Source organism: Devosia sp. Z11_6, assembly GCF_058133665.1.
Map to the genome: position 1 here is coordinate 699,935 of NZ_JBYUNQ010000001.1, position 21,109 is coordinate 721,043.

At 62.6% G+C, this 21,109-nt stretch carries 21 protein-coding genes; 14 read left to right on the top strand and 7 right to left on the bottom strand.

What is annotated here, in order from left to right:
- Nucleotides 1-188 precede the first annotated feature (188 nt).
- Entirely contained in the window at nucleotides 189-1,118 is a 930-nt protein-coding gene (gene ypfJ, locus AC3YMN_RS03325; protein WP_127753665.1) for a KPN_02809 family neutral zinc metallopeptidase, read from the top strand.
- Nucleotides 1,118-1,618 (top strand): cupin domain-containing protein, encoded by a 501-nt coding sequence (locus AC3YMN_RS03330; protein WP_489888920.1) that lies wholly within the window; start codon nucleotides 1,118-1,120, stop codon nucleotides 1,616-1,618. Before ypfJ ends, AC3YMN_RS03330 begins: the two co-directional genes overlap by 1 nt.
- Nucleotides 1,619-1,631: 13 nt before the next feature.
- Here AC3YMN_RS03330 and AC3YMN_RS03335 read toward each other — a convergent pair whose 3' ends face one another.
- From AC3YMN_RS03335 to carA, 3 genes are read right to left on the bottom strand one after another with little or no spacing between them, the layout of a single operon-like run.
- A complete protein-coding gene (locus AC3YMN_RS03335; RefSeq protein WP_127753664.1) occupies nucleotides 1,632-1,940 on the bottom strand; it encodes an AzlD family protein in 309 nt (102 codons plus the stop codon).
- A complete protein-coding gene (locus tag AC3YMN_RS03340) occupies nucleotides 1,940-2,656 on the bottom strand; it encodes an AzlC family ABC transporter permease (protein ID WP_127753663.1) in 717 nt (238 codons plus the stop codon). Before AC3YMN_RS03340 ends, AC3YMN_RS03335 begins: the two co-directional genes overlap by 1 nt.
- Nucleotides 2,657-2,693: 37 nt before the next feature.
- A complete protein-coding gene (carA, locus tag AC3YMN_RS03345) occupies nucleotides 2,694-3,899 on the bottom strand; it encodes a glutamine-hydrolyzing carbamoyl-phosphate synthase small subunit (protein WP_489888921.1) in 1,206 nt (401 codons plus the stop codon).
- 135 nt (nucleotides 3,900-4,034) lie between these two features.
- Between carA and AC3YMN_RS03350 the strand changes: the two genes are divergently transcribed.
- Nucleotides 4,035-4,487, top strand: a complete 453-nt coding sequence (locus AC3YMN_RS03350) for a GatB/YqeY domain-containing protein (protein WP_127753661.1) — start codon at nucleotides 4,035-4,037, stop codon at nucleotides 4,485-4,487.
- 120 nt (nucleotides 4,488-4,607) lie between these two features.
- Here AC3YMN_RS03350 and AC3YMN_RS03355 read toward each other — a convergent pair whose 3' ends face one another.
- Nucleotides 4,608-5,792 carry an MFS transporter gene (locus AC3YMN_RS03355; protein WP_489888922.1) on the bottom strand — a complete coding sequence of 395 codons (1,185 nt, stop codon included), beginning with the start codon at nucleotides 5,790-5,792 and terminating at the stop codon, nucleotides 4,608-4,610.
- A 170-nt stretch (nucleotides 5,793-5,962) separates the two neighbouring features.
- On the opposite strand from AC3YMN_RS03355, the gene AC3YMN_RS03360 reads away from it, so the two are divergent.
- The 6 genes from AC3YMN_RS03360 (at nucleotide 5,963) to AC3YMN_RS03385 (ending at nucleotide 11,741) form a co-directional block, all read left to right on the top strand.
- Nucleotides 5,963-6,526: an HdeD family acid-resistance protein gene (locus AC3YMN_RS03360; RefSeq protein ID WP_164854848.1), complete on the top strand. Its 564-nt coding sequence runs from the start codon at nucleotides 5,963-5,965 to the stop codon at nucleotides 6,524-6,526.
- 58 nt (nucleotides 6,527-6,584) lie between these two features.
- On the top strand, nucleotides 6,585-8,528 hold the full coding sequence (gene dnaG, locus AC3YMN_RS03365; RefSeq protein ID WP_489888923.1) for a DNA primase: 1,944 nt from the start codon (nucleotides 6,585-6,587) through the stop codon (nucleotides 8,526-8,528).
- 178 nt (nucleotides 8,529-8,706) lie between these two features.
- Nucleotides 8,707-10,782 (top strand): RNA polymerase sigma factor RpoD, encoded by a 2,076-nt coding sequence (rpoD, locus tag AC3YMN_RS03370; RefSeq protein ID WP_489888924.1) that lies wholly within the window; start codon nucleotides 8,707-8,709, stop codon nucleotides 10,780-10,782.
- Nucleotides 10,783-10,842: 60 nt separating this feature from the next.
- A complete protein-coding gene (locus tag AC3YMN_RS03375; RefSeq protein ID WP_127753656.1) occupies nucleotides 10,843-11,136 on the top strand; it encodes a DUF2442 domain-containing protein in 294 nt (97 codons plus the stop codon).
- Between the two features lie 11 nt (nucleotides 11,137-11,147).
- Complete coding sequence (locus AC3YMN_RS03380) at nucleotides 11,148-11,441, top strand: HlyU family transcriptional regulator (RefSeq protein WP_489888925.1); 294 nt, start codon at nucleotides 11,148-11,150, stop codon at nucleotides 11,439-11,441.
- Nucleotides 11,442-11,519: 78 nt separating this feature from the next.
- Nucleotides 11,520-11,741, top strand: a complete 222-nt coding sequence (locus tag AC3YMN_RS03385; protein ID WP_127753654.1) for a hypothetical protein — start codon at nucleotides 11,520-11,522, stop codon at nucleotides 11,739-11,741.
- An 11-nt stretch (nucleotides 11,742-11,752) separates the two neighbouring features.
- On the opposite strand, the gene AC3YMN_RS03390 is transcribed toward AC3YMN_RS03385, so the two are convergent.
- A complete protein-coding gene (locus AC3YMN_RS03390; protein ID WP_489888926.1) occupies nucleotides 11,753-12,802 on the bottom strand; it encodes an LLM class flavin-dependent oxidoreductase in 1,050 nt (349 codons plus the stop codon).
- Nucleotides 12,803-13,477: 675 nt separating this feature from the next.
- Nucleotides 13,478-15,499 (bottom strand): OmpA family protein, encoded by a 2,022-nt coding sequence (locus AC3YMN_RS03395; RefSeq protein ID WP_489888927.1) that lies wholly within the window; start codon nucleotides 15,497-15,499, stop codon nucleotides 13,478-13,480.
- Between the two features lie 252 nt (nucleotides 15,500-15,751).
- Here AC3YMN_RS03395 and AC3YMN_RS03400 point away from each other — a divergent pair, with 252 nt between their 5' ends.
- Together AC3YMN_RS03400 and AC3YMN_RS03405 are read left to right on the top strand one after the other, a co-directional pair.
- Nucleotides 15,752-16,174: a secondary thiamine-phosphate synthase enzyme YjbQ gene (locus AC3YMN_RS03400; protein WP_489888928.1), complete on the top strand. Its 423-nt coding sequence runs from the start codon at nucleotides 15,752-15,754 to the stop codon at nucleotides 16,172-16,174.
- Nucleotides 16,174-17,004: a sulfite exporter TauE/SafE family protein gene (locus AC3YMN_RS03405; RefSeq protein WP_489888929.1), complete on the top strand. Its 831-nt coding sequence runs from the start codon at nucleotides 16,174-16,176 to the stop codon at nucleotides 17,002-17,004. The genes AC3YMN_RS03400 and AC3YMN_RS03405 overlap by 1 nt, the downstream gene beginning before the upstream one ends.
- Nucleotides 17,005-17,077: 73 nt before the next feature.
- On the opposite strand, the gene AC3YMN_RS03410 is transcribed toward AC3YMN_RS03405, so the two are convergent.
- The gene (locus AC3YMN_RS03410) at nucleotides 17,078-17,794 is read right to left on the bottom strand and encodes an SIMPL domain-containing protein (RefSeq protein ID WP_489888930.1); all 717 of its coding nucleotides are present in this window, start codon (nucleotides 17,792-17,794) and stop codon (nucleotides 17,078-17,080) included.
- A 186-nt stretch (nucleotides 17,795-17,980) separates the two neighbouring features.
- On the opposite strand from AC3YMN_RS03410, the gene AC3YMN_RS03415 reads away from it, so the two are divergent.
- The 3 genes from AC3YMN_RS03415 to AC3YMN_RS03425 are packed head-to-tail and all read left to right on the top strand — an operon-like array spanning nucleotide 17,981 to nucleotide 21,105.
- The gene (locus AC3YMN_RS03415) at nucleotides 17,981-19,132 is read left to right on the top strand and encodes a fumarylacetoacetate hydrolase family protein (protein WP_489888931.1); all 1,152 of its coding nucleotides are present in this window, start codon (nucleotides 17,981-17,983) and stop codon (nucleotides 19,130-19,132) included.
- Nucleotides 19,133-19,156: 24 nt separating this feature from the next.
- Nucleotides 19,157-20,596, top strand: a complete 1,440-nt coding sequence (locus tag AC3YMN_RS03420; protein WP_489888932.1) for an aldehyde dehydrogenase family protein — start codon at nucleotides 19,157-19,159, stop codon at nucleotides 20,594-20,596.
- A gap of 20 nt (nucleotides 20,597-20,616) precedes the next feature.
- Entirely contained in the window at nucleotides 20,617-21,105 is a 489-nt protein-coding gene (locus AC3YMN_RS03425) for a cupin domain-containing protein (protein WP_489888933.1), read from the top strand.
- The last annotated feature ends 4 nt before the right edge of the window (nucleotides 21,106-21,109 follow it).

Sequence of the window (21,109 nt, forward strand, 5' to 3'; positions counted from 1 at the left end):
CCCGTGGGGGCGGCATCGAACTCGGGTGGTCTGCCGTGTCGCCGTGACGCTGCGATGACAGCGGCAGGAGCAGGCTAGGCCTTCTGTCGGGACGGGTCAATTTGGCGCATCAGGGCCGCGGGGGAACTCACATCCTCCTCCAAGGCTTATGGTGGCAGGCATTGTTACGCCCCGCGCAAGGATCCAGCATGAAGTGGCAAGGAAGAAATCGTAGCTCCAATATCGAGGACCGGCGCGGGCAGGGCGGCGGTTTTGGCGGCCGTCGTGGCGGCGGGCTGGGCGGACTTGGACGGGGCGGTGGTATTCGCATTCCAATGGGCGGCCGCACGGGCGGTGGCCTGGGGCTGTTTGGCACCATCGTCGTGCTGGGCATCCTCTGGTTTGCGACTGGGCAGAATCCGCTCGATATGCTCACGGGCGGGTCGAGCACCGGCGGGGTTCCGGCGCAAAGTTCGTCGCGCAGTCTGCCCACGCAGGGCGAGGATGAACTCGCCGATTTTGTGGGCGTGGTGGTCAAGGAAACCGAGGATCTCTGGACCGAGGTGTTCACCGCCCAAGGCGCGGAATATGTGGAGCCACGCGTCGTGCTGTTCACCGATGTGGTCAACACCGCGTGTGGCACAGCCGATTCGAGCACGGGTCCGTTTTATTGCCCCGGCGACCAGCGGGTGTATATCGATCTGAGCTTTTATGATCAGCTGCACCGGCAGTTTGGCGCGCCCGGCGACTTTGCCCAGGCCTATGTGCTGGCCCATGAAGTTGGCCACCATGTGCAGAACCTGACCGGCATCCTCCCCGAATTCAACCAGCGCCGGCAGAGCATGAGCCAGGAAGATGCCAATGCTTATTCGGTGCGCATCGAATTGCAGGCCGATTGCTATGCCGGGGTGTGGGCAAACTATGCGGGGCAGCAAAACCTGCTGGAAACGGGCGACTTTGAAGAAGCGCTCAATGCGGCCGAGCAGATTGGGGATGATACGCTGCAGATGCGCTCGCAGGGGTTCGTCGTGCCCAAGACCTTCAATCACGGCACATCCGAGCAGCGCCGTAACTGGTTTGACCGCGGTTACCGTTCGGGGGATCCGGCCGATTGCGACACTTTCTCGGCGCGTATCTAATGCTTGAGCCGGAAGAGTTGCTGCTCGCCGATGACGGCGTGTTTCCTAATAGCCGGCTGCCGGTGCTGGTGTATCGTGGCGCGGTCAAGCCCGAAGACGGCGCGCCGGCGCTGGAGCGCTTGTTCGAGCGTAATGGCTGGCCGCCCAAATGGCGCGACACGGTGTTCACGTTCCACCATTATCATTCCAACGCGCATGAATGCCTTGGCGTGGCTGAGGGAAATGCAACCCTGCGCCTGGGGGGACCGAGCGGGGCCGAAGTGAAGGTGGAGGCGGGCGACGTGGTGGTGATCCCCGCCGGGGTGGCGCATCAGCGGATGCTGGCGAGCACTGACTTCATGGTGGTGGGCGCTTATCCACCAGGCGAAGAGCAATGGGATACGCTGCGCGGGCAGCCCGATGATCGACCCAAGGCCGATGAAACCATCGCCAAGCTGCCGCTGCCGGAAAGCGATCCGGTGACCGGCAAGACTGGAGCACTGGTAGACCGGTGGCGCTAGTCGCCAGGCGTGCTTAAAGGCCGAGCAGGTGCCGGGCGACCATGGCGGTGGCCCAGCCGGCAAACAGCATGATGAGGCCGGGATAGCGCAGCGACACGAGGCCCGCGACCAGCAGGGCGAGTTTGACGTCCCAGCCGCCATTGAAGAAGGCCGGAGCGAACAGGGTTGTCAGCACGGCCGCCGGAACGGCATCCAGCGCTGCCTGCAGGCGGGGCGGGATGGTGTGGAGCCGGGTGATCAGCACATAGCCGCCAATTCGGGTCAGGTAGGTGGCCACTGCAGCCGCAGCAATCAGGGCCAGCATTCCAGCATCGACCCCCATCAGTGCGCCTCCGGCGCTACGGAAGACCTAGCCTGCGCCAGCGGAGCGGGCAGCAGCACGGCAACAAGGATGCCGAGGACTGCGCCGATGCTGACATGCCAGGGGGAGCCGACGAAGTGATAGGCGAGCACGGCGCCCGTCATGCTGGCGAGCACAACCGGATAAAAGCCGGTCCGCCGGCGGAAAGTGACCACGAGACCAAGGAAATAGATGGGCAGCAGCACGTCGATGGCGAAGGTGCGGGGGTCGCCGAGCAGGCCGCCGAACCAGGCGCCAAGGACGGAGAACACCACCCATTGCAGCCAGACCACAAGGCCGAAGGTGAGATACCAGGTGAAGCTGAGCGACTGGTTTGTCTCGGAGCGCCGGATGGCGTCGGCATATTGCGGATCGGTGAGGAGAAAGAAAGCGAGTAGCCGCTGCATGGGGCTGTAGCGGCTGAACATCGGCGCCAGCGCCGCCGAATAGAGCACGTGCCGAAAGTTCACCGCGAGGATCGACAGAACAATCAGCCAGGCTGGAACGTGGCTGCCGAAAAGCTCGATGCCAACGAGCTGGCTGGCGCCCGCAAAAACGAGGGCGCTCATGAGGCCGACATCGAGAACGCTCAGGCCATTGTCGACCGCGACCGCCCCAAACAGCACCGCGAACGGCGCCGAGGAGACGGCCACCACAAAGCCACTGCGCAGGCCCGCGAGGAAATCGCTACGGTTCATGAGGCGAAACGCTTCCTCGCGTGAGACTTAGGTGCCCTTAGACGCCGGGCTGCTTGTGTTCGGGCTCGGGGGCCATGCCCTTTTGCTCGCGCACATGGTTGAGAAAGCGCGTGAACAGGTAATGGCTGTCGCGCGGGCCGGGGCTGGCTTCGGGGTGGTATTGTACAGAAAAGATCGGCTTGCCCTCGACCGCCAGGCCGGCGTTGGAGCCATCGAACAGGGAGATATGGGTCTGGGTCACGCCGGCGGGCAGGCTCGCGGAATCAACGGCAAAGCCGTGGTTCATCGAGGTGATCTCGACCTTGCCGGTCGTGAGGTCCTTGACCGGGTGATTGGCGCCGTGATGACCCTGGTGCATCTTGGAGGTCTTGCCGCCCAGGGCAAGGCCGAGCAGCTGGTGGCCAAGGCAGATGCCAAAGACCGGCTTGCCGGTATCCATCAGCTTCTGGATGGTGGGCACGGCATATTCGCCGGTCGCCGCGGGATCGCCGGGGCCGTTGGACAGGAAAATGCCGTCGGGCTGGTAGGCCATCACATCCTCGGCCGTGGCGGTCGCGGGCAGGACAGTGACGCGGGCGCCCTGATCGGCCAGGCAACGCAGAATGTTGCGCTTGGCGCCGTAGTCGATGGCGACGATGTGGAAGGCCGGATCGGTGACTTCGGCATAGCCTTCGCCCCATTTCCAGCCGGTCTCGGACCAATGATAGGTTTGGGCGGTGGTGACTTCCTTGGCCAGGTCGAGCCCTTCAAGGCCGGGGAAGGCGTTGAGTTCGGCGGTAATGACCGCATCGTCAAAGGCGCCGTCGGGCTGGTGGGCGATCACGCCATTGGGCATGCCGCCTTCCCGGATCTTGGCGGTCAGGGCGCGCGTGTCGATACCGGCAATGCCGATGATGTTGCGCTTCTTGAGCCAGGCGTCGAGCTTTTCAGCGGCCCGGTAATTGGAAGGATTGGTGATATCGGCCTTGAGCACGACGCCCCGCACGCCCGACAGAGCGGCCTGGTTGACCATCTCGATGTCTTCGTCGTTGGTGCCGACATTGCCGATATGGGGGAAGGTGAAGGTGATGATCTGCCCGGCATAGGAGGGATCGGTCAGCACTTCCTGGTAGCCGGTCATGGCGGTGTTGAAGCACACTTCGCCGGCGGCCTGGCCCGTGGCTCCGATTCCGCGCCCCTCAAGACGGGTACCATCCGCAAGGATCAAAAGGGCGGTCGCGGGGGATTGCTGCCAGCCGGTCACGGTGGGCCTCCAGGGTTCTTGGCAATGTCGATTGAGGTCTCCTTCTAGAAGGAGCCACGGGACCGCGCAAGTGGCGCACGGCTTTGTTTACGCCTATATGGGCCGGCAGAATTGCATGGCAAGAGGAGATCGAGTGTGCGCGAGACCATCAGCGAAGCCCTGAAAACTGCGCTCAAGGCACGGGACCAGCGCCGGACGGCCACGCTCCGGGCGATCAGTGCGGCCATCAAGGACAAGGATATCGCGATCCGCCAGGACAATCGCGGGCCGGCGACCAATGAGGAAGTGCTCGCCATCATCCAGAAGATGGTCAAGCAGCGGGAAGAAAGCTTTGCCATTTATGCGCAGGCGGGACGCGCGGACCTGGCCACGGTGGAAAAGGAAGAAATCGATATTCTCAATGAGTTCCTGCCCAAAGGACTCACGGAGGATGAGGTGGACAGCGCCATCAAGGCCGCCATTGCGGCTACGGGCGCCGAGGGACCCAAGGACATGGGCAAGGTCATCGCCCAGCTTAAGGCTGACTATCCCGGACGGATTGATTTCGGCAAAGCCAGCGGCAAGGTGAAGGCTGCGCTGTCGGCCTAGGCCACTAGCCGGCGCCCGGCAGTGGGGTCTTAAACGCAGTCCGGCCCGCCCGCTTCGGACTAATAAAGAGCGTCATCAGCGCGACGCAGCAGCTCTTTAAAAAGGTCCGCCCGGCGGTCCTCAGGCGGCGGCAGGCGCGCCGGGCGGCACTTCACCGCCGTGGCGCTCCCACGCATAGGAGAGAACTGCAATGGCCAGCGCCAGCAGCAACGCCGCGACCCCGATCAGGGGGAGGTTGCGGTACCCAAAGCCGTGCTCGAGCAAGGTGCCGCCCAGCACCGCGCCGATCGCAATGCCGATATTGAAGCCGGTGGGCACCAGGGCCGAGGCCAGATTGGGCGCATCGCCGGCCCAAGCGAGAATGCGGGACTGCACGGGTGAGCCGAAGGCGAAGTTGACGCCGCCCCAAGCGATCACCGTGATGGCCATCAACCAGGGGACGGGGCTGGCGAGATAGAGGGCTGCATAAACGCTGGCCTGCAGCACCATGATGCCGATCAGCGATGGCATGAGTTTCCAGTCGGCGAGGCGGCCGCCGATGAAAACGCCAATGGTGGAGCCGATGCCGAAGAGCAGCAGCACCCACGGCACGACGCCGGGTTCGAGTTGGGTGACTTCGAGCAGGAGCGGGGCGATGAAGGTGAAGAGGCTGTATTGGCCGATCATCACCAGAACGACGATCAGCAGCGAGCAGATAATGGCTTGTCGCCCGAGCGCGCGGAACTCGCGCTTGAAACTGCCCGCAGCGGCCTGAACGCCGGGGGCGGCGGGCAGGAAAAAGGCGGTTGCCAGCGTGGCGACAAACCCGATAGCGCCCACGGTCCAGAAGGTGGCGCGCCAGCCCAGGGCATTGCCGATCGCGGTCCCGCCGGGCACGCCAAGAATATTGGAGACGGTGAGGCCCGACAGGATCAGGGCGACGGCAAAGCCGCGCCGTTCGGGCGCGACCAAGGTCACTGCGACCACGGCGGCGATGCCGAAATAGGCGCCATGCACGACCGAGACGATCACCCGCGCCGCCATCAAGAGCTCGAAGTTGGGCGCGATGGCGCAGAGCGCCTGTCCCAGGGTGAACACGGCGCCTAGAAGAAGGATCAGGGTCTTGCGCGACATGCGATTGGTCAGGAGCGCAAGGAGGGGGCCACCTATGGCGATGCCGATGGCGTAGCCCGAGATGAGGTAGCCGGCGACCGGAACCGAAACGCCGAGATCGGTGGCGACATCAGGCAGAATGCCGGCGATGACGAATTCGGCGGTGCCGAAGGCAAATGCCGCAAGAAACAGGGCGAGCAGCGGCAACGACATCAAAGCAAACCTCGGCATGGATGGGGCGGGGCGACAAACCATGCCCGAAGCGGCAGGGCAATCCACATCAGGGTCGCAGTGGCTCGGCGGCAACCAGGGCAAGGGTGACCGATGGCTTGCGCCGCGCTAGAGTGGGGTGCTGGCAGCGGGGCCGGCCGGGAGATCTTTTGATGGCGATTAATGGAGAAATCAAGCGGCGCTTTGCGGCGATTACCGCCTTGCGCGGCCTCATCATGTTGCTGGCGGGGCTTTATGCGATCCTGGCGCCGGGCGATGCGCTGACGGTGCTGGTGCTGGCCGGCGGCATTATTCTGATCGTCGACGGCGCCCTGGGTTTGTGGAGCCTCACGTTTGGTGGCGGCAAGAGCGGCAATTACTGGTTCGACGTTATTTCCAATGCCTTGTCGCTGCTTCTTGGTGTGTTGATTCTGCTCAGCCCGCTGGTCGCCACGATTTTAACGGCGACGTTCCTCGCGAGCCTTGTCGGGCTGGCGGCGCTGCTGGTGGGGATCATGCAAATCGTCGTCATCATTCGCGAGCGTGAAATCTACGCGCGCATCTGGCCGGTGCTGCTGTCGGGCATCGCCTATGTGGTGCTTGGTCTGGTGTTTCTGGTTTTTCCCCTTGTCAGTTCAAGCGTGATGGTGGTGTTGGGCGGCATCATGCTGGTGCTATTCGCCTGTGGCCTGTTTGGCTGGGCCTGGCGGCTGTATCAGCGCAGCAAGCGCGCCTGAGGCTGTGGAAAACCGCTGAGGACGTGACATCGGTCAAGCCAGTGCTTACCTAGCGGCTATGCGCTTTTCCGATCAGTTCCTGGATGAAATCCGTCAGCGCCTGCCGATAACGCAGGTGGTAGGCGAGCACGTCATTTGGGATAAGCGCAAGTCGCAGCCGGGCAAGGGCGACATGTGGGCCTGTTGCCCGTTTCATGGCGAAAAATCGCCCAGCTTTCACGCTGATGACCGGCGCGGCATCTATCATTGCTTTGGCTGCGGGGTGAGCGGGGACCATTTTCGCTTCCTCGTGGAAAAAGCCGGGTTGAGCTTCCCCGAAGCGGTAGAGCGGCTGGCTGGGATGGCTGGCGTGCCGATGCCGGCGCGCGACGAGCGTCAGGAGAAGCGAGCCGCGCAGCAGCGCACGCTGATGGATGTGATGGAGCTGGCCGCCAAGTATTTCGAGGCGGCGCTGCATCACAATATCGGCGCGCGGGCGCGGGGCTATCTGCATGAGCGGGGCGTTTCAGCCGCCAGCCAGGCGCGGTTCCGGCTGGGTTTTGCACCCGATAGCCGCAATGGGCTCAAGGAGCATCTGGCGGCCAATGGCGTATCGGGCCAGCAGATGCTCGAAACGGGGCTCGTGGCGACGCGCGACAATGATCCCATGCCCTATGATCGCTTCCGCAATCGGCTGATGTTCCCGATCACCGATTTTCGTGGGCGCATCATCGCCTTTGGCGGGCGGGCGCTGTCGGCGGATGTGCCGGCAAAGTACCTCAATTCGCCCGAAACGGAGCTCTTCAAGAAGCGCCAGACGCTTTACAACGGCCACACGGCCCGACAGGCCGCCCATGACGGAGCGACGGTGATCGTGGTCGAGGGTTATCTCGATGTGATTGCCGCGGTCAGCGCCGGCTTTGAAGGGACGGTGGCGCCCTTAGGGACGGCTCTGACCGAGGAGCATCTGCAGCTGCTTTGGCGCCTGAGCGATACGCCGGTGCTGTGTTTTGACGGCGATGCGGCGGGCCAGAAAGCAGCGCAGCGCGCGGCGGAAATGGTGCTGCCGCACCTCAAGCCCGGTCAAACCGTGAAGATTGCGACGTTGCCGGAAGGGCAGGATCCCGATGACCTGATCAAGGCGCAGGGCAGGGCGGCCTTTGCCGATGTGATCGAGCGGGCGCGCAGCTTGTCGGATGTGATCTGGAGCCTGGAAACGGGTGGGTTGGTGCCCGAAGCGCCCGAGGAGCGGGCAGCATTGCAGGCGCGACTGCGCGAGCGCGCCAATTCCATCGGCGACAGTTCGGTGCGCTTTCATTACGCGCAGGCATTTGATGAGCGTTTGAAGGCGTTCTTCTCGCCTGTGCGCTCGGGAGGCTATGAACGGCGGGGTGGCGGAGGCGAGAAGCGATCGCCCTACGGTGCTGGCGGGTATGCTCGGTCGGGTCGCGGCTCACCGCGGGTGGTCGTGTCCGATACGTTGCGCAATTCGCGGTTGCTGAAGCCAGGTCTTGCCGCCGAGGCAACGCCGCGCGAGGCAGCGATCATCCTTAGTCTGGTCAATCATCCCGCATTGGTGGAAGACAAGTTCGAAGCGCTGGCGGCGCTCGACTTTGAGACTCCTTCGGCTCGCAATGCGCTAAGCGAAATCTTGCGGCTGGTGGTACGGCACCACGATATTTCGGCGGCCGATCTTAAATCGGCACTGAGCATTCGCGGATTTGGGCCAGCCTTGGAACGAATGGAGCAAGTCCTGCAGGGGCAGGGCGTCTGGCAGATCGGGCTGGAGATTGCCCTTATTGACGCGGAAACTGGATTGAGTCACGCGCTGGCCTTGCATAACAAGAAAGTTCAGCTAAATAAGGAACTCAAGGCAGCCGAAGCGGCGCTGGGCGATGACCCGAGCGAAGAGACCTTTGAAAGGCTGCGCGACATCAAGAACCAGATAACCACTGTCGATGGCACAGAGGCACTGATAGAAGGATTTGGTTCGCTATCGGGACGCGCGACACGCAGTTTTTAGGGTTTCTCCCTAAATGCCGCGGGTACGCGCAATTTTGCATATGTGAAGAACCCGAAGCGAACCCGGTAGCGCGCCGCGGCGTTAACGCTTGAGCTACCGCACCTTTACCGCGCTTTGAGGTGTCACCACTTAAAGACCTTACCGGCACTCGCCTGCAGCGGGTCCCGAGGAGTACCAGATGGCCACTAAGGCAGCTACCAAGACCACCAAGGAAACCGAGAAGCCGGAAGCCGGCGCCCCCGAGGCGACGAATGACAGCCCGCTACTCGACCTATCCGATGCCGCCGTCAAAAAGCTCATCAAGGTCGCCAAGAAGCGCGGCTATGTGACTTACGAAGAACTCAATGCGGTTATGCCCTCGGAGGAAGTTTCCTCCGAGCAGATCGAGGACATCATGTCGATGTTCTCGGACATGGGCATTAATGTCGTTGATGAGGACGAGGTCGAAGAAACCGAAGTCGAAAAGGACGAGGACGAGGGCGGCGGCGGTGAAATCGCGCCTGCCAGCAGCACCGGCAGCGCGGTTGCGACCACATCCAATGCCAAGGCCGGTTCAGACCGGACCGACGATCCCGTGCGCATGTATCTGCGCGAAATGGGTTCGGTCGAGCTGCTGAGCCGCGAGGGCGAAATCGCCATCGCCAAGCGCATCGAGGCTGGTCGCGAGACCATGATCGAAGGCTTGTGCGAATCGCCGCTCACTTTCCAGGCCATCATCATCTGGCGCGATCAGCTCGCCGAAGGTGAAATCCTGCTGCGCGACATCATCGACCTGGAAGCAACCTATGCAGGCCCCGATGCCAAGCAGGCCGCTCCCGCGCCCGACCTCGTCAACCTCAACGCTGCCCCGCGCATGGAGAGCGTCGCTGAAAAGCCCAAGGCTGCGCCGGCCTCGCGTCGCGCCGGTTCGGGCGAGGATGACGACTATGTGCCCGAGGAGCCGCAGGCCCCGCAGGACCCGGTCGACGATGACGACGACGAGTTCGAGAACGCGCTGTCGCTCTCGGCGATGGAAGCCGAGCTCAAGCCGCAGGTCGTGGAGACCTTCGATCGCATTGCCGAAGCCTATGGCAAGATGCGCGAGATGCAGGACCGGCATGCTGAGGACCGCAGCGCCGATGTCAGCGATGCCGATCGCAAGCAGCTCGATGAGTTGCGTGGCGAGGTGATCGCCGACGTCAAGTCGCTGTCGCTCAATGCCGGCCGCATCGAGAACCTGGTCGAGCAGCTTTATGACATCAACAAGCGGTTGGTGAAGCTCGAGGGCCGTTTGCTACGCCTGGCGGAAAGCTATGGCGTCAAGCGCGAGAAGTTCCTTGAAAGCTATTACGGCCAGGAAGTGAACCCGGCCTGGGAAGAAAACCTCGCCAGTTTCGATGGCAAGGGCTGGGCTGAGTTCGCCAAGCGCGAAGCCGACACGATCCGCGAGATTCGTGGTGACGTGGCGACGCTGGCGACCGAAGCTGGCCTCAATATCGGCGAATATCGCCGCATCGTGCACAAGGTGCAAAAGGGCGAGCGCGAAGCTGCCATCGCCAAGAAGGAAATGGTGGAAGCCAATCTTCGCCTCGTGATCTCGATCGCCAAGAAGTACACCAATCGCGGGTTGCAGTTCCTGGATCTGATCCAGGAGGGCAATATCGGGCTGATGAAGGCCGTCGATAAGTTCGAATATCGACGCGGCTACAAGTTCTCGACCTATGCGACCTGGTGGATCCGGCAGGCCATTACCCGCTCGATCGCCGACCAGGCGCGCACCATACGTATCCCGGTGCACATGATCGAGACGATCAACAAGATCGTGCGCACCTCGCGCCAGATGCTACACGAGATCGGGCGCGAACCAACGCCGGAGGAGCTCAGCGAAAAGCTGCAGATGCCTTTGGACAAGGTGCGCAAGGTGCTCAAGATCGCCAAGGAGCCGATCTCGCTTGAAACCCCGATCGGGGACGAGGAAGACTCAAACCTGGGCGATTTCATCCAAGACGTGAATGCGATCCAGCCAATCGACGCGGCTATCCAGAGCAATCTGCGAGAGACGACGACGCGCGTGCTGGCGTCACTGACGCCACGTGAAGAGCGCGTGCTGCGCATGCGCTTTGGTATTGGCATGAACACCGACCACACGCTCGAGGAAGTGGGCCAGCAGTTCTCGGTTACGCGCGAACGTATCCGTCAGATCGAGGCCAAGGCCTTGCGCAAGCTCAAGCATCCCAGCCGCAGCCGCAAGCTGCGCAGCTTCCTTGATAACTAAGTGTAACCGGGCATCCTCGCCGGTGGCGGGGATGCTGATGTCGGCAAGGCAAGCTTTCCCATGTCCGCTGTGCAGCGCCTGAAGGTTACGGCGATCCGCGCCATAGTGCCATTCAAGCTGGTGGTCACCTTCTCGGATGGCTCGAGCGGGACCTTCGATGCCGCTCAGATGCTGAGCGAGCGAGGCGAGGGGGTCGAGCCCCTGCGCGACCGGCGTTATTTCGGCAGCGTAGCCCTGGCTAATGGCGTGCCGACCTGGCCGAACTATTTCGACCTGTCGCCTAGCTGGCTCCGCGAAGAAATGGAGCGGCGCGGTGAGTTAATTGTGCCGCGCCCAGCGCGGCAGCGCCCATAAGGAGGATGGCGATGTCGTTTCTGAGCAAGCTTTTTGGTGGCGGGGCCAAGACATCGGCTGAGCCGGCGGGGGACAAGGTTCTGGGCGAAGAAAGCTACAAGGACTTCACTATCCGGGCCATCGAGATGCGGGCGGGAAGCGAATATCAGCTGGCCGGGACCATCGAAAAGGACGTCGGCGGCGAGCTCAAGACCTATCGGTTCGTTCGGGCAGACCGCATGAGCTCCAAGGATGATCTGATTGCGATGGCCTTGAACAAGGGCCGGCAGATCATCGACGAACAGGGCGAGAATATTTTCAGCTAGCCCTTTTTTCAATCTTTGCAACCGGACCGGGCGCGCAGCCGTGCGCCTGGCGGTTGCTGCTGTTTAGGAGAACCTATCATGGCAAGAAAGCCAACCGCCCGCAGTGAATTCGTGATGTTTGACGTTATCTATGAAGATGGCAGCCAGCGCTCTAACCGCAAGGTCGACGCAGCCTTGTTGGGTGGCCTCGACGGCGATGAGCCGGCGCGTGCCGCCATCATGGAGCAAGATCGCGCCATTTCCGAGAAGTCGGGCCTGCCGCCGCTGCAGATCAAGTCGATCCGCCGCAGCGGCAAGTAGGCGCTTGCGTTTTATGGCGCGGCAGGCGCGCCCAAGGCTTTGTCCACCGCAGGCTTAACCACCGTTCCATAAAGCTCGATGGCCTTCATGACCTTGTCATGGGGGAGGGTGCCGACGCTCATCTGCAGCCCGAAACGGTCGTGCTTGAACCATTCATGCTGCTGCAGGATCTTGTCGATGACCTCCTGCGGCGAACCCATCACATAGGCTCCCTGTGGGCTCGCTCCAGCCTCGAACTGTGCGCGGGTGGTTGGTGACCAGCCCCGCTCCTTGCCGATCCGGCTCATGGCATCGCTATGGGCGGGAAAGGCGATGTCACGGGCGTCCTGGCTGTCTTGCGCGATGAAGCCATGCGAGCTGATGCCAACGGGTAGGGTGGTCTCTCGGCCAACTTGCGCCAGAGTGTCGCGATAAAACTGCACCAGAGGCGCGAACTGCCTGGGCTGTCCGCCAATGATGGCGATCATCAAGGGCAGGCCGTAATAGGCGGCGCGAGCGACCGAGTTTGGAGTGCCACCCACCGCGATCCAGAGCGGCAGCGGCTGTTGCACAGGTTGCGGGTAGACGGTTATGCCGGGGATGGCGTGCGTGTGCTTGCTGCCGGGCCAAACGACCTTGCCGCCCTCGCGCAGCTTGAGCAGCAGTTCAAGCTTTTCCTCAAATAGTTCGTCGTAATCGTTGAGGTCATAGCCGAAGAGCGGAAAGCTCTCGATGAACGAGCCTCGCCCGGCCATGATCTCGGCACGGCCGTTCGAGAGCAAATCCAGGGTCGCAAACTGCTGGTAGACGCGGATCGGATCATCCGAGCTCAGCACGGTAACGGCGCTGGAGAGGCGAATGGATTTGGTGCGCGCGGCCGCTGCGGCCAGGATCGTTACGGGTGCGGAAGCCACATAGTCAGGCCGGTGATGTTCGCCCAAGCCGAAAAAGCCGAGGCCCAACTGATCAGCCAGCTCAATCTCCTCCAGGAGGTCACGCAGCCGTTCTGCCGGGCTTTGCAGATGACCATTGTTCAACAGATCCGGGGTGTTCTCGGCGAAGGAATAAAGTCCAAGTTCCATGCGATGTCCTTTCCGTCCGCCCGGAGATGACCCTGCTGCCTGGCGCAATCAAGAACGCACATGGTTGTAACTGCCCAATGGGCGCATTCCTGTTGCCCAAACAGAAGGGCCCCGGCGAATGCCAGGGCCCTGAAGATGCCTGCCTTGGGAGTGCAAGGGCACCGTATCTGAAGTTTATTATGGAGCCACTGGAGCGCCAGCAGCAGGGGCTGCATCAGTCGCCGGAGCGGCTGGGGCAGGGGTAGCTTCAACGGGGGGAGCCGATTCGATGGCCGGAGCTGGAGCCGTCATTGCGGGTTCAGCCGCAGGCTCGGTGACAGCTGCGGGCGCCGCTGCGCCATCAACTGCAGTTGACGTGCCGGAGTTTGCAGAAAATACAAGGTAGCCAATCGCCAGCAGGGCGAGAGCTACGATAATGCCGACGAACCAGCCAGTGCCGCTACTTTCGCGCACATAGGTGGTCCGAGTTGTGTCTGTATCATACACGGTGTCGCGTTCTGGATTTGCCATAGTACTCACTCCTCTATGCTGTTCCGTAGTCCAGAAACGCGAGGTTTTTACTTTCGTTCCCGATTAAGTGATCACAAGGATCATGCCGTTCCGGGAGTCTTCGGGACAAAGAAAAAGGCCGGGCACATTGCCCGGCCTTTCCAAAGTCAGTGGCTCTGACGCCGATTACTTGTTGGCGACCGTGATGAGCGGCGTGATCCGGCGGATCGTCACGCGACGGTTTTCCCGCTCGGGAGCTTCGGTGCGGATCTTGAGATAGCGTTCGCCATAGCCCTGCGTAGCAAGGTTCTCAGGGGGCACGTCGTAGAAGTCGGTCAGGATACGAGCGACCGTGGCGGCGCGAAGATCGGAGAGCTGCAGGTTCGAGATGTCCGAACCAACCGCGTCGGTGTGGCCTTCGATCAGGAAGGTTTCAGCCGGGTTGCTTTCCAGCAGGTCGAGCATCGCGGCCGCGACCTTGGACAGCGAGCCAACCTGGTCCTGGCTGATCGTGGCAGCACCGGTGTCGAAGGTCAGACCGCCCACTTCGAGCTTGCGCACGCTGTCGCGAACGCGGGCCGAACGCTTGACCTCGTCGATGGAGTAAAGGCGCGCAACCTGTTCCACTGGTGGCTGGCGGAAGAACACTTCAACCTGTTCCTCGTCAGCATCGGCGGCATCCAGCACATATTCCTGCACCGGAATGTTGAGACGCAGCGGCGGGAGGTCCTGACCCGGGTCGCGCCATTCCAGGAGTTCGTCATCATACTGTTCGTCGAAATAGGCGAGCACGACTTCCTGGCCGTCTGGCCGGATGCGGGTGCGCTGCAGCACGTCACCATTGCGGTTGCGCACGGTTACGATCTGGGTGCCGTCGGGACGCGTCACGGTTTCGCGGATGCGGCCGTTGCGGAGCTCTTCGTAGAAGACCTCGTCCTCATTGGCATTGTAGAAGCGCGAAGTGTCCTGGCCGGGAGTGTTGACATAAAGCTGGTTGCCAAGCTCCACGACGACCTGGGTCAAGGTATCGCCATAATTGGTCTGCTGGACATTGTTCTGCTGAACGTTGTTTTGCTGAACGTTGTTCTGCTGACCGATATTGGTCGAGTTGTCGATGGCCGTATTGTTGGTGGTGTTGTTCGTGACGTTGTTGACCACATTGGTTTGGTTAACAACCGTGACGTTCTGCGGCACCTGCTGGGCAGGCAAAGCCTGAGCCTCGATAACCTGACCCTGCTCCTCGCGAACGGCAAGGACGGCAGCTTCTTCAGGAACCGCCAGGCGAGCTTGGGCGTCCGCATCGCTGGTTGGCGGGGGCGCGGCAGGCTCTTCAGCAACTGCGGGCTGTGCTGCAGTTTCGGGGGCAGCCTGGCCTTCCACGGGAGCCGTTTCGGCGTCCTTGGCGCTGTCCAGAACCGGGGCGACCTGTTCCTGGGTGACGCCTTCGGGCAGATCTTCGATGACTTCGGCAGGTTCTTCGGCCGATAGGGTCTCGATCGACTCCGAGGTAGCAGGCTGTTCAGTGGTGGTGGCTTCGGGCGTGGTCAGCTCGGGGGTGGTTTCGGCGGGCTGTTCGGTTGCAGGCTGTTCGCCGGTTCCGGTGGTAGCGGCTGGCTCTTCACCGGCCTCGGTGGTTTGCTCGGCTGCCGGCTCTTCGGCGGTCGCGGGTTCTTCCGTGACAACGGTTTCAGCAGCAGGCTCTTCGGCTGCCGGAGCGGTCTCCTCAGCGGCCGCGGGCCCCGCTTCGGGCGCGACGTCCTGGGTGGTTACGGTTTCTTCGGGATCGGTTTCCTCGACGGTTTCTTCTTCAACCGTTTCTTCGTCTACCGATGGTTCTTCGACGGCTTCCGTCTCGACCGCAGGCTCTTCAGCGGGTGCTTGCTCGACAGCCGCAGGTTCTTCGGCCGGAGCTTCTTCCTCGACGGCAGGCTCCTCAGCCGGCGCCTCGTCTACAACAGCGGGCTCTTCGGCAGGGGCTTCTTCGGTGGTTTCGTCGGCAGCGGGAGCTTCCTCTTCGTCCGGGGCGGCTTCGGCATCGGCGCCGGCGGGCTGCGCGGCGATGCAAGATTCTAGCGTGCTGAACCCGGCGTCAACGCAAGCCTGGGGCAGCTCGGCTGGTGCGACGCTTTCCTGCGCCGAGACGCTCAATGGGGCAACGGCCAGAAGGCCCAGGCTCGTGCTGGTCAGGAGCCAGTTTCGGATGCGCATTGCTGTTTTTCCTTTAATTTTTAATGTTGGCATCAAGCATCAGCATCTCAGATGAACGGCTTCTGAACGAAACGACAGCTGGCTGGATGATGCTCTTATCCCCGCAAGGCCCGCAACGCCGGGGGTTAGGGGTGGTTCCACCGGAGCGCTGCGGCTTACTGTCTTGAAGCCAAAGATGGCGCGATTGCGGCGTAGGCCAGTGGCGGCGCGACGGGCGCCATGCTAGGGCGGGAACAGGCTCGTGGACCTTGCATGCACCAGATCATTGAAACGCTGACGATGCCGACCCGGGGGCAGGGGCTTTACGAGTTCACCGCCAAGGCTCGGGACGTGGTCACGCGCGCTGAGGTCGGCACGGGGCTGCTGACCGTGTTTTGCCGGCATACTTCATGCTCGCTGCTGATCGGGGAAAATGCCGATCCGGATGTGCAAACCGACATGCAGGGCTATTTTGAGCGGCTGGTGCCCGAGGGCATGGATTGGCTGGTGCATACCGCCGAGGGTCCCGACGATATGCCGGCGCATCTGCGCACTGCCCTTACCCAGACCTCGATCGGTATTCCGGTGATGGGCGGCGCCCCGGTATTCGGGACCTGGCAGGGCTTGTTTTTGTTCGAGCACCGCCGCCGCCCGCATTGGCGGGAGGTCGTGCTGCACCTGTCAGGAGAGCGCTGATGGCCTGGACTGAACTGGTCGGGTACTGGCCCTTCGTACTGGGCCTCATGGTGACCGGGGTGTTCTCCGGCCTTGCCGCGGGTCTGCTGGGGATCGGGGGTGGTGCCATCATCGTGCCGGCATTGAGCAATGCGCTGCTCCTGCTAGGGTTCGATGCCGATGTGGTGCAGCACGCCGCGGTGGGTACCTCGCTCGCCATCATTATTCCCACCGGCCTGATGAGCGCACGGGCGCATCTGGCGCGTGGGGCGCTGGATGTGCCGACGCTCAAGCTTTGGGTGCCATTCATTGTCGCGGGGACATTCCTGGGTGGTTTGATGGCGGGGTTATTTTCCGGCGATGCCTTGCGGATCGTTTTTGCGGTGATGGCCTTTCTGATCGCCGCCAATATCGTGTCCAGCTGGCAGACCCGCTTGATGGGGCACCTGAACGGCTCGCGCTTGGTGCACCGGATCGCAGCCAGCATTGTTGGCTATAATTCGGCGCTGATGGGGGTCGGGGGCGGCTCGCTCACCGTGCCAACGCTGGTCGCCTTTGGTGCCACCATGCATGCCGCGGTCGGGACCTCAGCGGCGATCGGGGTGGCCATCGCCGTCTCGGGAACCCTGGGCTTTATCATTTCGGGCTGGGGCGTGCCGGGCCTTCCCCCACTCAGCCTGGGCTACATCAACCTGGTGGCGCTCGTGCTGGTGGGAACGCTTGCAGCGGTGTTCGCGCCCTATGGGGCGGCGCTGGCGCATCGGCTGGACCAAAAAACGCTCCGCTATCTGTTCGCGGCGTTCCTGGTGCTGGTCGGGCTCAACATGCTCTGGAAGGTGTTGGCTGGATAGGTTGATGGGGGCGGTTTGACTACGGTGGTCCGCCCCCATCGCCCATACCCCTCGCGAGAGGAGAGTGGGATTCTTATTTGTCGGTGTCGAGTTCCCATTGCACCGAGACATTGATGGCGAAGCTGAGCTCGCCAGCCTCGACAGGAACATCCTTCTGGGGCGCAGCGGCGGCCATGCTGCGCGCCTCGAATGGCTGCGGGCCGCTGAAGTTCTGGCTTTCGTTGATCGACACGATCTCCTCGAGCGAACCGCCGGCGGCAGTAGCATAAAGCTCGGCCTTGGTGCGGGCATCGGCAAAGGCTGCCTTACGGGCCTCGTCCAACAATTCGCGTGGATCCTCGACGCTGAAGGACACGCCATTGATGGTGTTGGCGCCGATGGTCACCGACTTGTCGAGAATGGCGCCGAGCTGGTCGAGCGCGCGAACCTTGACAGTCACGACATTGGCCACCTGGTAGCCGGCGATGCGAGGCGGCAGGGTATAGCCGTTGGTGTCGCGCTCGTCGGAATAAACATAATTTGGGCTGACTGAGAAACCCGAGGTCTGGATGTCGCGGGCCTCGATGCCCGAAGCCTTGAGCTCGGTGATCAGCTCGGCCATAGCCTTGGTGTTGAGGTCGAGCGCTTCGCGGGCGGTGGCGCCTTGGGTGGTCACGCCCGAGGTGATGAAGGCGGTATCGGGGGCGGCGGTGACTTCGCCTCGACCTTCGATGGAGATGGTCCCGGCATAGGCCGGCAAGGCAAATCCGGCCACGAGGGCGAGGGGCAAAAGAGCAGCAAGGTGACGCATCTGAACACTCCATCAGGGGCGGGGAGACTTCCCCAGTCAATGCGTCAGTATTGCGGCACAGCTGAACCGGAGTTGAACAAGGCTGTGGGTAATCGTTTAGCGCAGCCGAACGCTTCGGGGCCTGCGAGGTCTTGCGCGAGCGGGCGCCCGAGAGTAGTCAAACCCCATAAGCGGAGGGAGCATTATATGAGCGGGCAGGATTATCCCGAGGGCGTGTTGCTGGGGCGGGCACGAGTGCCGGGACACAATCATCCACGCGTGGTGACAGTGCGCGACGACGTGCTGCTGGACATCACGGCGCCGGGTTTTGCCACAGTGCGCGACATTGCTGAAAGCCAAGATGCGTCAGGATATGTCAGTTCAGCGCAGGGTACGCCGATCGGTCCTGTCGAAGCGGTGCTACGCAACAGCCATGCCCCCAGCCACGATGCCAGCCAGGCCAGCCTGCTTTCGCCCATCGATCTGCAGGCGATCAAGGCTTCGGGCGTCACTTTCGTGGTGTCCCTGCTCGAGCGCGTGATCGAGGAGCAGGCACGCGGCGACAAAAGCCGCGCCGATTCCCTGCGCACAGAGATCCTCGACCTGATCGGCACGGACTTGTCCGAACTGGTGCCGGGCTCGGAAACGGCAGCGCGCGTCAAGGCAGCGCTGATCGAGCGGGGCGTGTGGAGCCAGTATCTGGAAGTCGGCATCGGGCCGGACGCCGAGATCTTCACCAAGGGCCAGCCGATGAGCTCGGTGGGCTATGGCGCCAATGTGGGCCTGCACCCCGCTTCGAGCTGGAACAACCCCGAGCCGGAAGTGGCTCTGGTGGTGACCAGCAAGGGCGCGATCATCGGCGCCACGCTGGGCAATGACGTCAATCTGCGCGACGTGGAAGGCCGTTCGGCACTGCTGCTGGGCAAGGCCAAGGACAACAATGCTTCGGCTTCGCTAGGGCCATTCATCCGCCTCTTCAGCGGCGACTTCACGCTTGAAACGGTCAGCAATGCCGAGATCACGCTGCGGGTGGAAGGCGAGGATGGCTTCGAGCTCGACGGCCATTCGTCCATGAGCCAGATCTCGCGTACGCCGGCATCGCTGGTTGCAGCCACGATCGGGGATCACCATCAATATCCCGACGGCCTGGTGCTCTATCTCGGCACCATGTTCGCCCCGGTCAAGGATCGCGGCGGCGCCGGCAAGGGTTTTACCCACAAGCTGGGCGATGTGGTGTCGATCTCGACCCCTTCGCTGGGGAAGCTCACCAACCGGGTGCAACTATCCACCCAATGTCCGCCCTGGACCTATGGCGCCAGCCACCTGCTGCGCGACCTCGCCAAGGCGAACCTGCTTTAAGGCTTTTCGGAAAGGCACGAAACCATGACTGACCTCTACCAGAACCTGATCGACGGCGAATGGGTGGGCTCGGATGGCGCCGAGAACATCAATCCATCCAACACGGCCGAAGTTGTGGGTGTTTATGCACGCGCCTCGGCCGAAGACACCAAGCAGGCCATTGCGGCGGCCAAGGCGGCATTTCCAGCCTGGTCGCGTTCGGGCATTCTCGAGCGCCATGCCATTTTGCGCAAGGCCGCCGACGAGATCCTCGCGCGCAAGGCGGAGCTGGGCGAACTGCTGAGCCGAGAAGAAGGCAAGACACTGCCCGAAGCAATCGGTGAAGTGACCCGCGCCGGGCAGATCTTTGACTTTTTTGCCGGCGAAGTGCTGCGCCTGACGGGCGAAGTGGTGCAGAGCGTCCGCCCCGGCGTCGGCGTCGAGATCACCCGCGAGCCCATCGGGGTGACCGGCATCATCACGCCCTGGAACTTCCCCATCGCCATCCCGAGCTGGAAGATTGCGCCGGCGCTTTGCTATGGCAATACCGTGGTGATCAAGCCGGCCGACCTCGTGCCGGGCTCAACCTGGGCCATCGTCGATATCCTGCGGCGCGCGGGGCTGCCCAAGGGCGTGCTCAACCTCGTCATGGGCAAGGGTTCGGTCGTGGGCCAGACCCTGCTCGACAGCCCCGATGTGACTGCCATCAGCTTCACCGGCTCGGTGGGCACCGGCAAGCGCGTGGCTGCGGCTTCCATCGAGCATAACCGCAAGTTCCAGCTCGAGATGGGTGGCAAGAACCCGGTCGTGGTGCTGGACGATGCCGACCTCAAGGTCGCGATCGAAAGCGTGGCGCAGTCGGCGTTCTTCTCGACCGGCCAGCGCTGCACGGCCTCTTCGCGCGTGATCGTGACCGAAGGCATCCATGATGCGTTCGTCGAGGGTCTGGCGGAGCGCGCCCGCAATCTGCGCGTCGGCCATGCGCTGGATAAGAACACCGAGATCGGGCCGGTGGTTGATCCCAACCAGCTCAAGCAGGACACCGATTATATCGCGATCGGCAAGCAGGAAGGCGCCAAGCTGGTGGCCGGCGGCGAGCGCGTCCAGAAGGACACCGAGGGCTACTTCCTCCAGCCGACGCTCTTCACCGAAACCACCAACCAGATGCGCATTTCGCGCGAGGAAATCTTCGGGCCGGTCGCTTCGGTGATCCGGGTCAAGGATTATGAGGAAGCGCTCGCCGTTTCCAACGACACGCCGTTTGGCCTGTCGGCGGGTATCGTCACGACCTCGCTGAAATATGCCACCCACTTCAAGCGCAATGCGGAAGCGGGCATGGTGATGGTCAATGTGCCCACCGCCGGCGTTGACTTCCACGTGCCCTTCGGTGGCCGCAAGGGCTCGAGCTATGGCCCGCGCGAGCAGGGCAAGTATGCGGCTGAGTTCTTCACCGTGGTCAAGACCGCCTATACAGCGGCCGGCTAGGCTTACCCAGGAGGGCAATGATGGACAAGGCAGACCCGCGAGCGGCGACCCCATTGGCCATCATTGCCGCCGAGGCCCCGGTTCGCATCAAGCCGTCCAACTATCCGCCGGTATTTGCGGTGCGGATGGAAGGGCGGGTCAAGCAACCGCTGGGCGATCTGTTCGCCCTGCGCAATTTCGGCGTCAACCGCACGACGCTCAATCCGGGGGCGGTCAGCTCCCTCCAGCACCGGCACAGCCGCCAGGACGAGTTCGTTTACGTGCTCGAAGGCGAGTTGTGGCTGGTGGCGGGCGAGACCGAGATGCGGCTTGAGGCGGGGATGTGCGCTGGCTTTGCGGCCGGCGGCATCAGCCACCATCTGGAAAACCGCTCCTGGGAGCCCGCAATCTATCTCGAGATCGGCGATCGCAGCCCAGGCGATGTTGGCAGCTATCCCGATGACGATCTTGTTGCCAACCACACGCCCGAGGGCTGGCGTTTTACCCACAAGGACGGCACGCCTTATTGAGGCG

What these genes read in the sequence shown, in the direction of transcription:
- ypfJ (WP_127753665.1), top strand. Translation starts at nt 189, where the DNA reads ATGAAGTGGCAAGGAAGAAATCGTAGCTCCAATATCGAGGACCGGCGC.
- AC3YMN_RS03330 (WP_489888920.1), top strand. Translation starts at nt 1,118, where the DNA reads ATGCTTGAGCCGGAAGAGTTGCTGCTCGCCGATGACGGCGTGTTTCCT.
- AC3YMN_RS03335 (WP_127753664.1), bottom strand. Translation starts at nt 1,940, where the DNA reads ATGGGGGTCGATGCTGGAATGCTGGCCCTGATTGCTGCGGCTGCAGTG.
- AC3YMN_RS03340 (WP_127753663.1), bottom strand. Translation starts at nt 2,656, where the DNA reads ATGAACCGTAGCGATTTCCTCGCGGGCCTGCGCAGTGGCTTTGTGGTG.
- AC3YMN_RS03355 (WP_489888922.1), bottom strand. Translation starts at nt 5,792, where the DNA reads ATGTCGTTGCCGCTGCTCGCCCTGTTTCTTGCGGCATTTGCCTTCGGC.
- AC3YMN_RS03360 (WP_164854848.1), top strand. Translation starts at nt 5,963, where the DNA reads ATGGCGATTAATGGAGAAATCAAGCGGCGCTTTGCGGCGATTACCGCC.
- dnaG (WP_489888923.1), top strand. Translation starts at nt 6,585, where the DNA reads ATGCGCTTTTCCGATCAGTTCCTGGATGAAATCCGTCAGCGCCTGCCG.
- rpoD (WP_489888924.1), top strand. Translation starts at nt 8,707, where the DNA reads ATGGCCACTAAGGCAGCTACCAAGACCACCAAGGAAACCGAGAAGCCG.
- AC3YMN_RS03375 (WP_127753656.1), top strand. Translation starts at nt 10,843, where the DNA reads ATGTCCGCTGTGCAGCGCCTGAAGGTTACGGCGATCCGCGCCATAGTG.
- AC3YMN_RS03380 (WP_489888925.1), top strand. Translation starts at nt 11,148, where the DNA reads ATGTCGTTTCTGAGCAAGCTTTTTGGTGGCGGGGCCAAGACATCGGCT.
- AC3YMN_RS03385 (WP_127753654.1), top strand. Translation starts at nt 11,520, where the DNA reads ATGGCAAGAAAGCCAACCGCCCGCAGTGAATTCGTGATGTTTGACGTT.
- AC3YMN_RS03390 (WP_489888926.1), bottom strand. Translation starts at nt 12,802, where the DNA reads ATGGAACTTGGACTTTATTCCTTCGCCGAGAACACCCCGGATCTGTTG.
- AC3YMN_RS03395 (WP_489888927.1), bottom strand. Translation starts at nt 15,499, where the DNA reads ATGCGCATCCGAAACTGGCTCCTGACCAGCACGAGCCTGGGCCTTCTG.
- AC3YMN_RS03400 (WP_489888928.1), top strand. Translation starts at nt 15,752, where the DNA reads ATGCACCAGATCATTGAAACGCTGACGATGCCGACCCGGGGGCAGGGG.
- AC3YMN_RS03405 (WP_489888929.1), top strand. Translation starts at nt 16,174, where the DNA reads ATGGCCTGGACTGAACTGGTCGGGTACTGGCCCTTCGTACTGGGCCTC.
- AC3YMN_RS03410 (WP_489888930.1), bottom strand. Translation starts at nt 17,794, where the DNA reads ATGCGTCACCTTGCTGCTCTTTTGCCCCTCGCCCTCGTGGCCGGATTT.
- AC3YMN_RS03415 (WP_489888931.1), top strand. Translation starts at nt 17,981, where the DNA reads ATGAGCGGGCAGGATTATCCCGAGGGCGTGTTGCTGGGGCGGGCACGA.
- AC3YMN_RS03420 (WP_489888932.1), top strand. Translation starts at nt 19,157, where the DNA reads ATGACTGACCTCTACCAGAACCTGATCGACGGCGAATGGGTGGGCTCG.
- AC3YMN_RS03425 (WP_489888933.1), top strand. Translation starts at nt 20,617, where the DNA reads ATGGACAAGGCAGACCCGCGAGCGGCGACCCCATTGGCCATCATTGCC.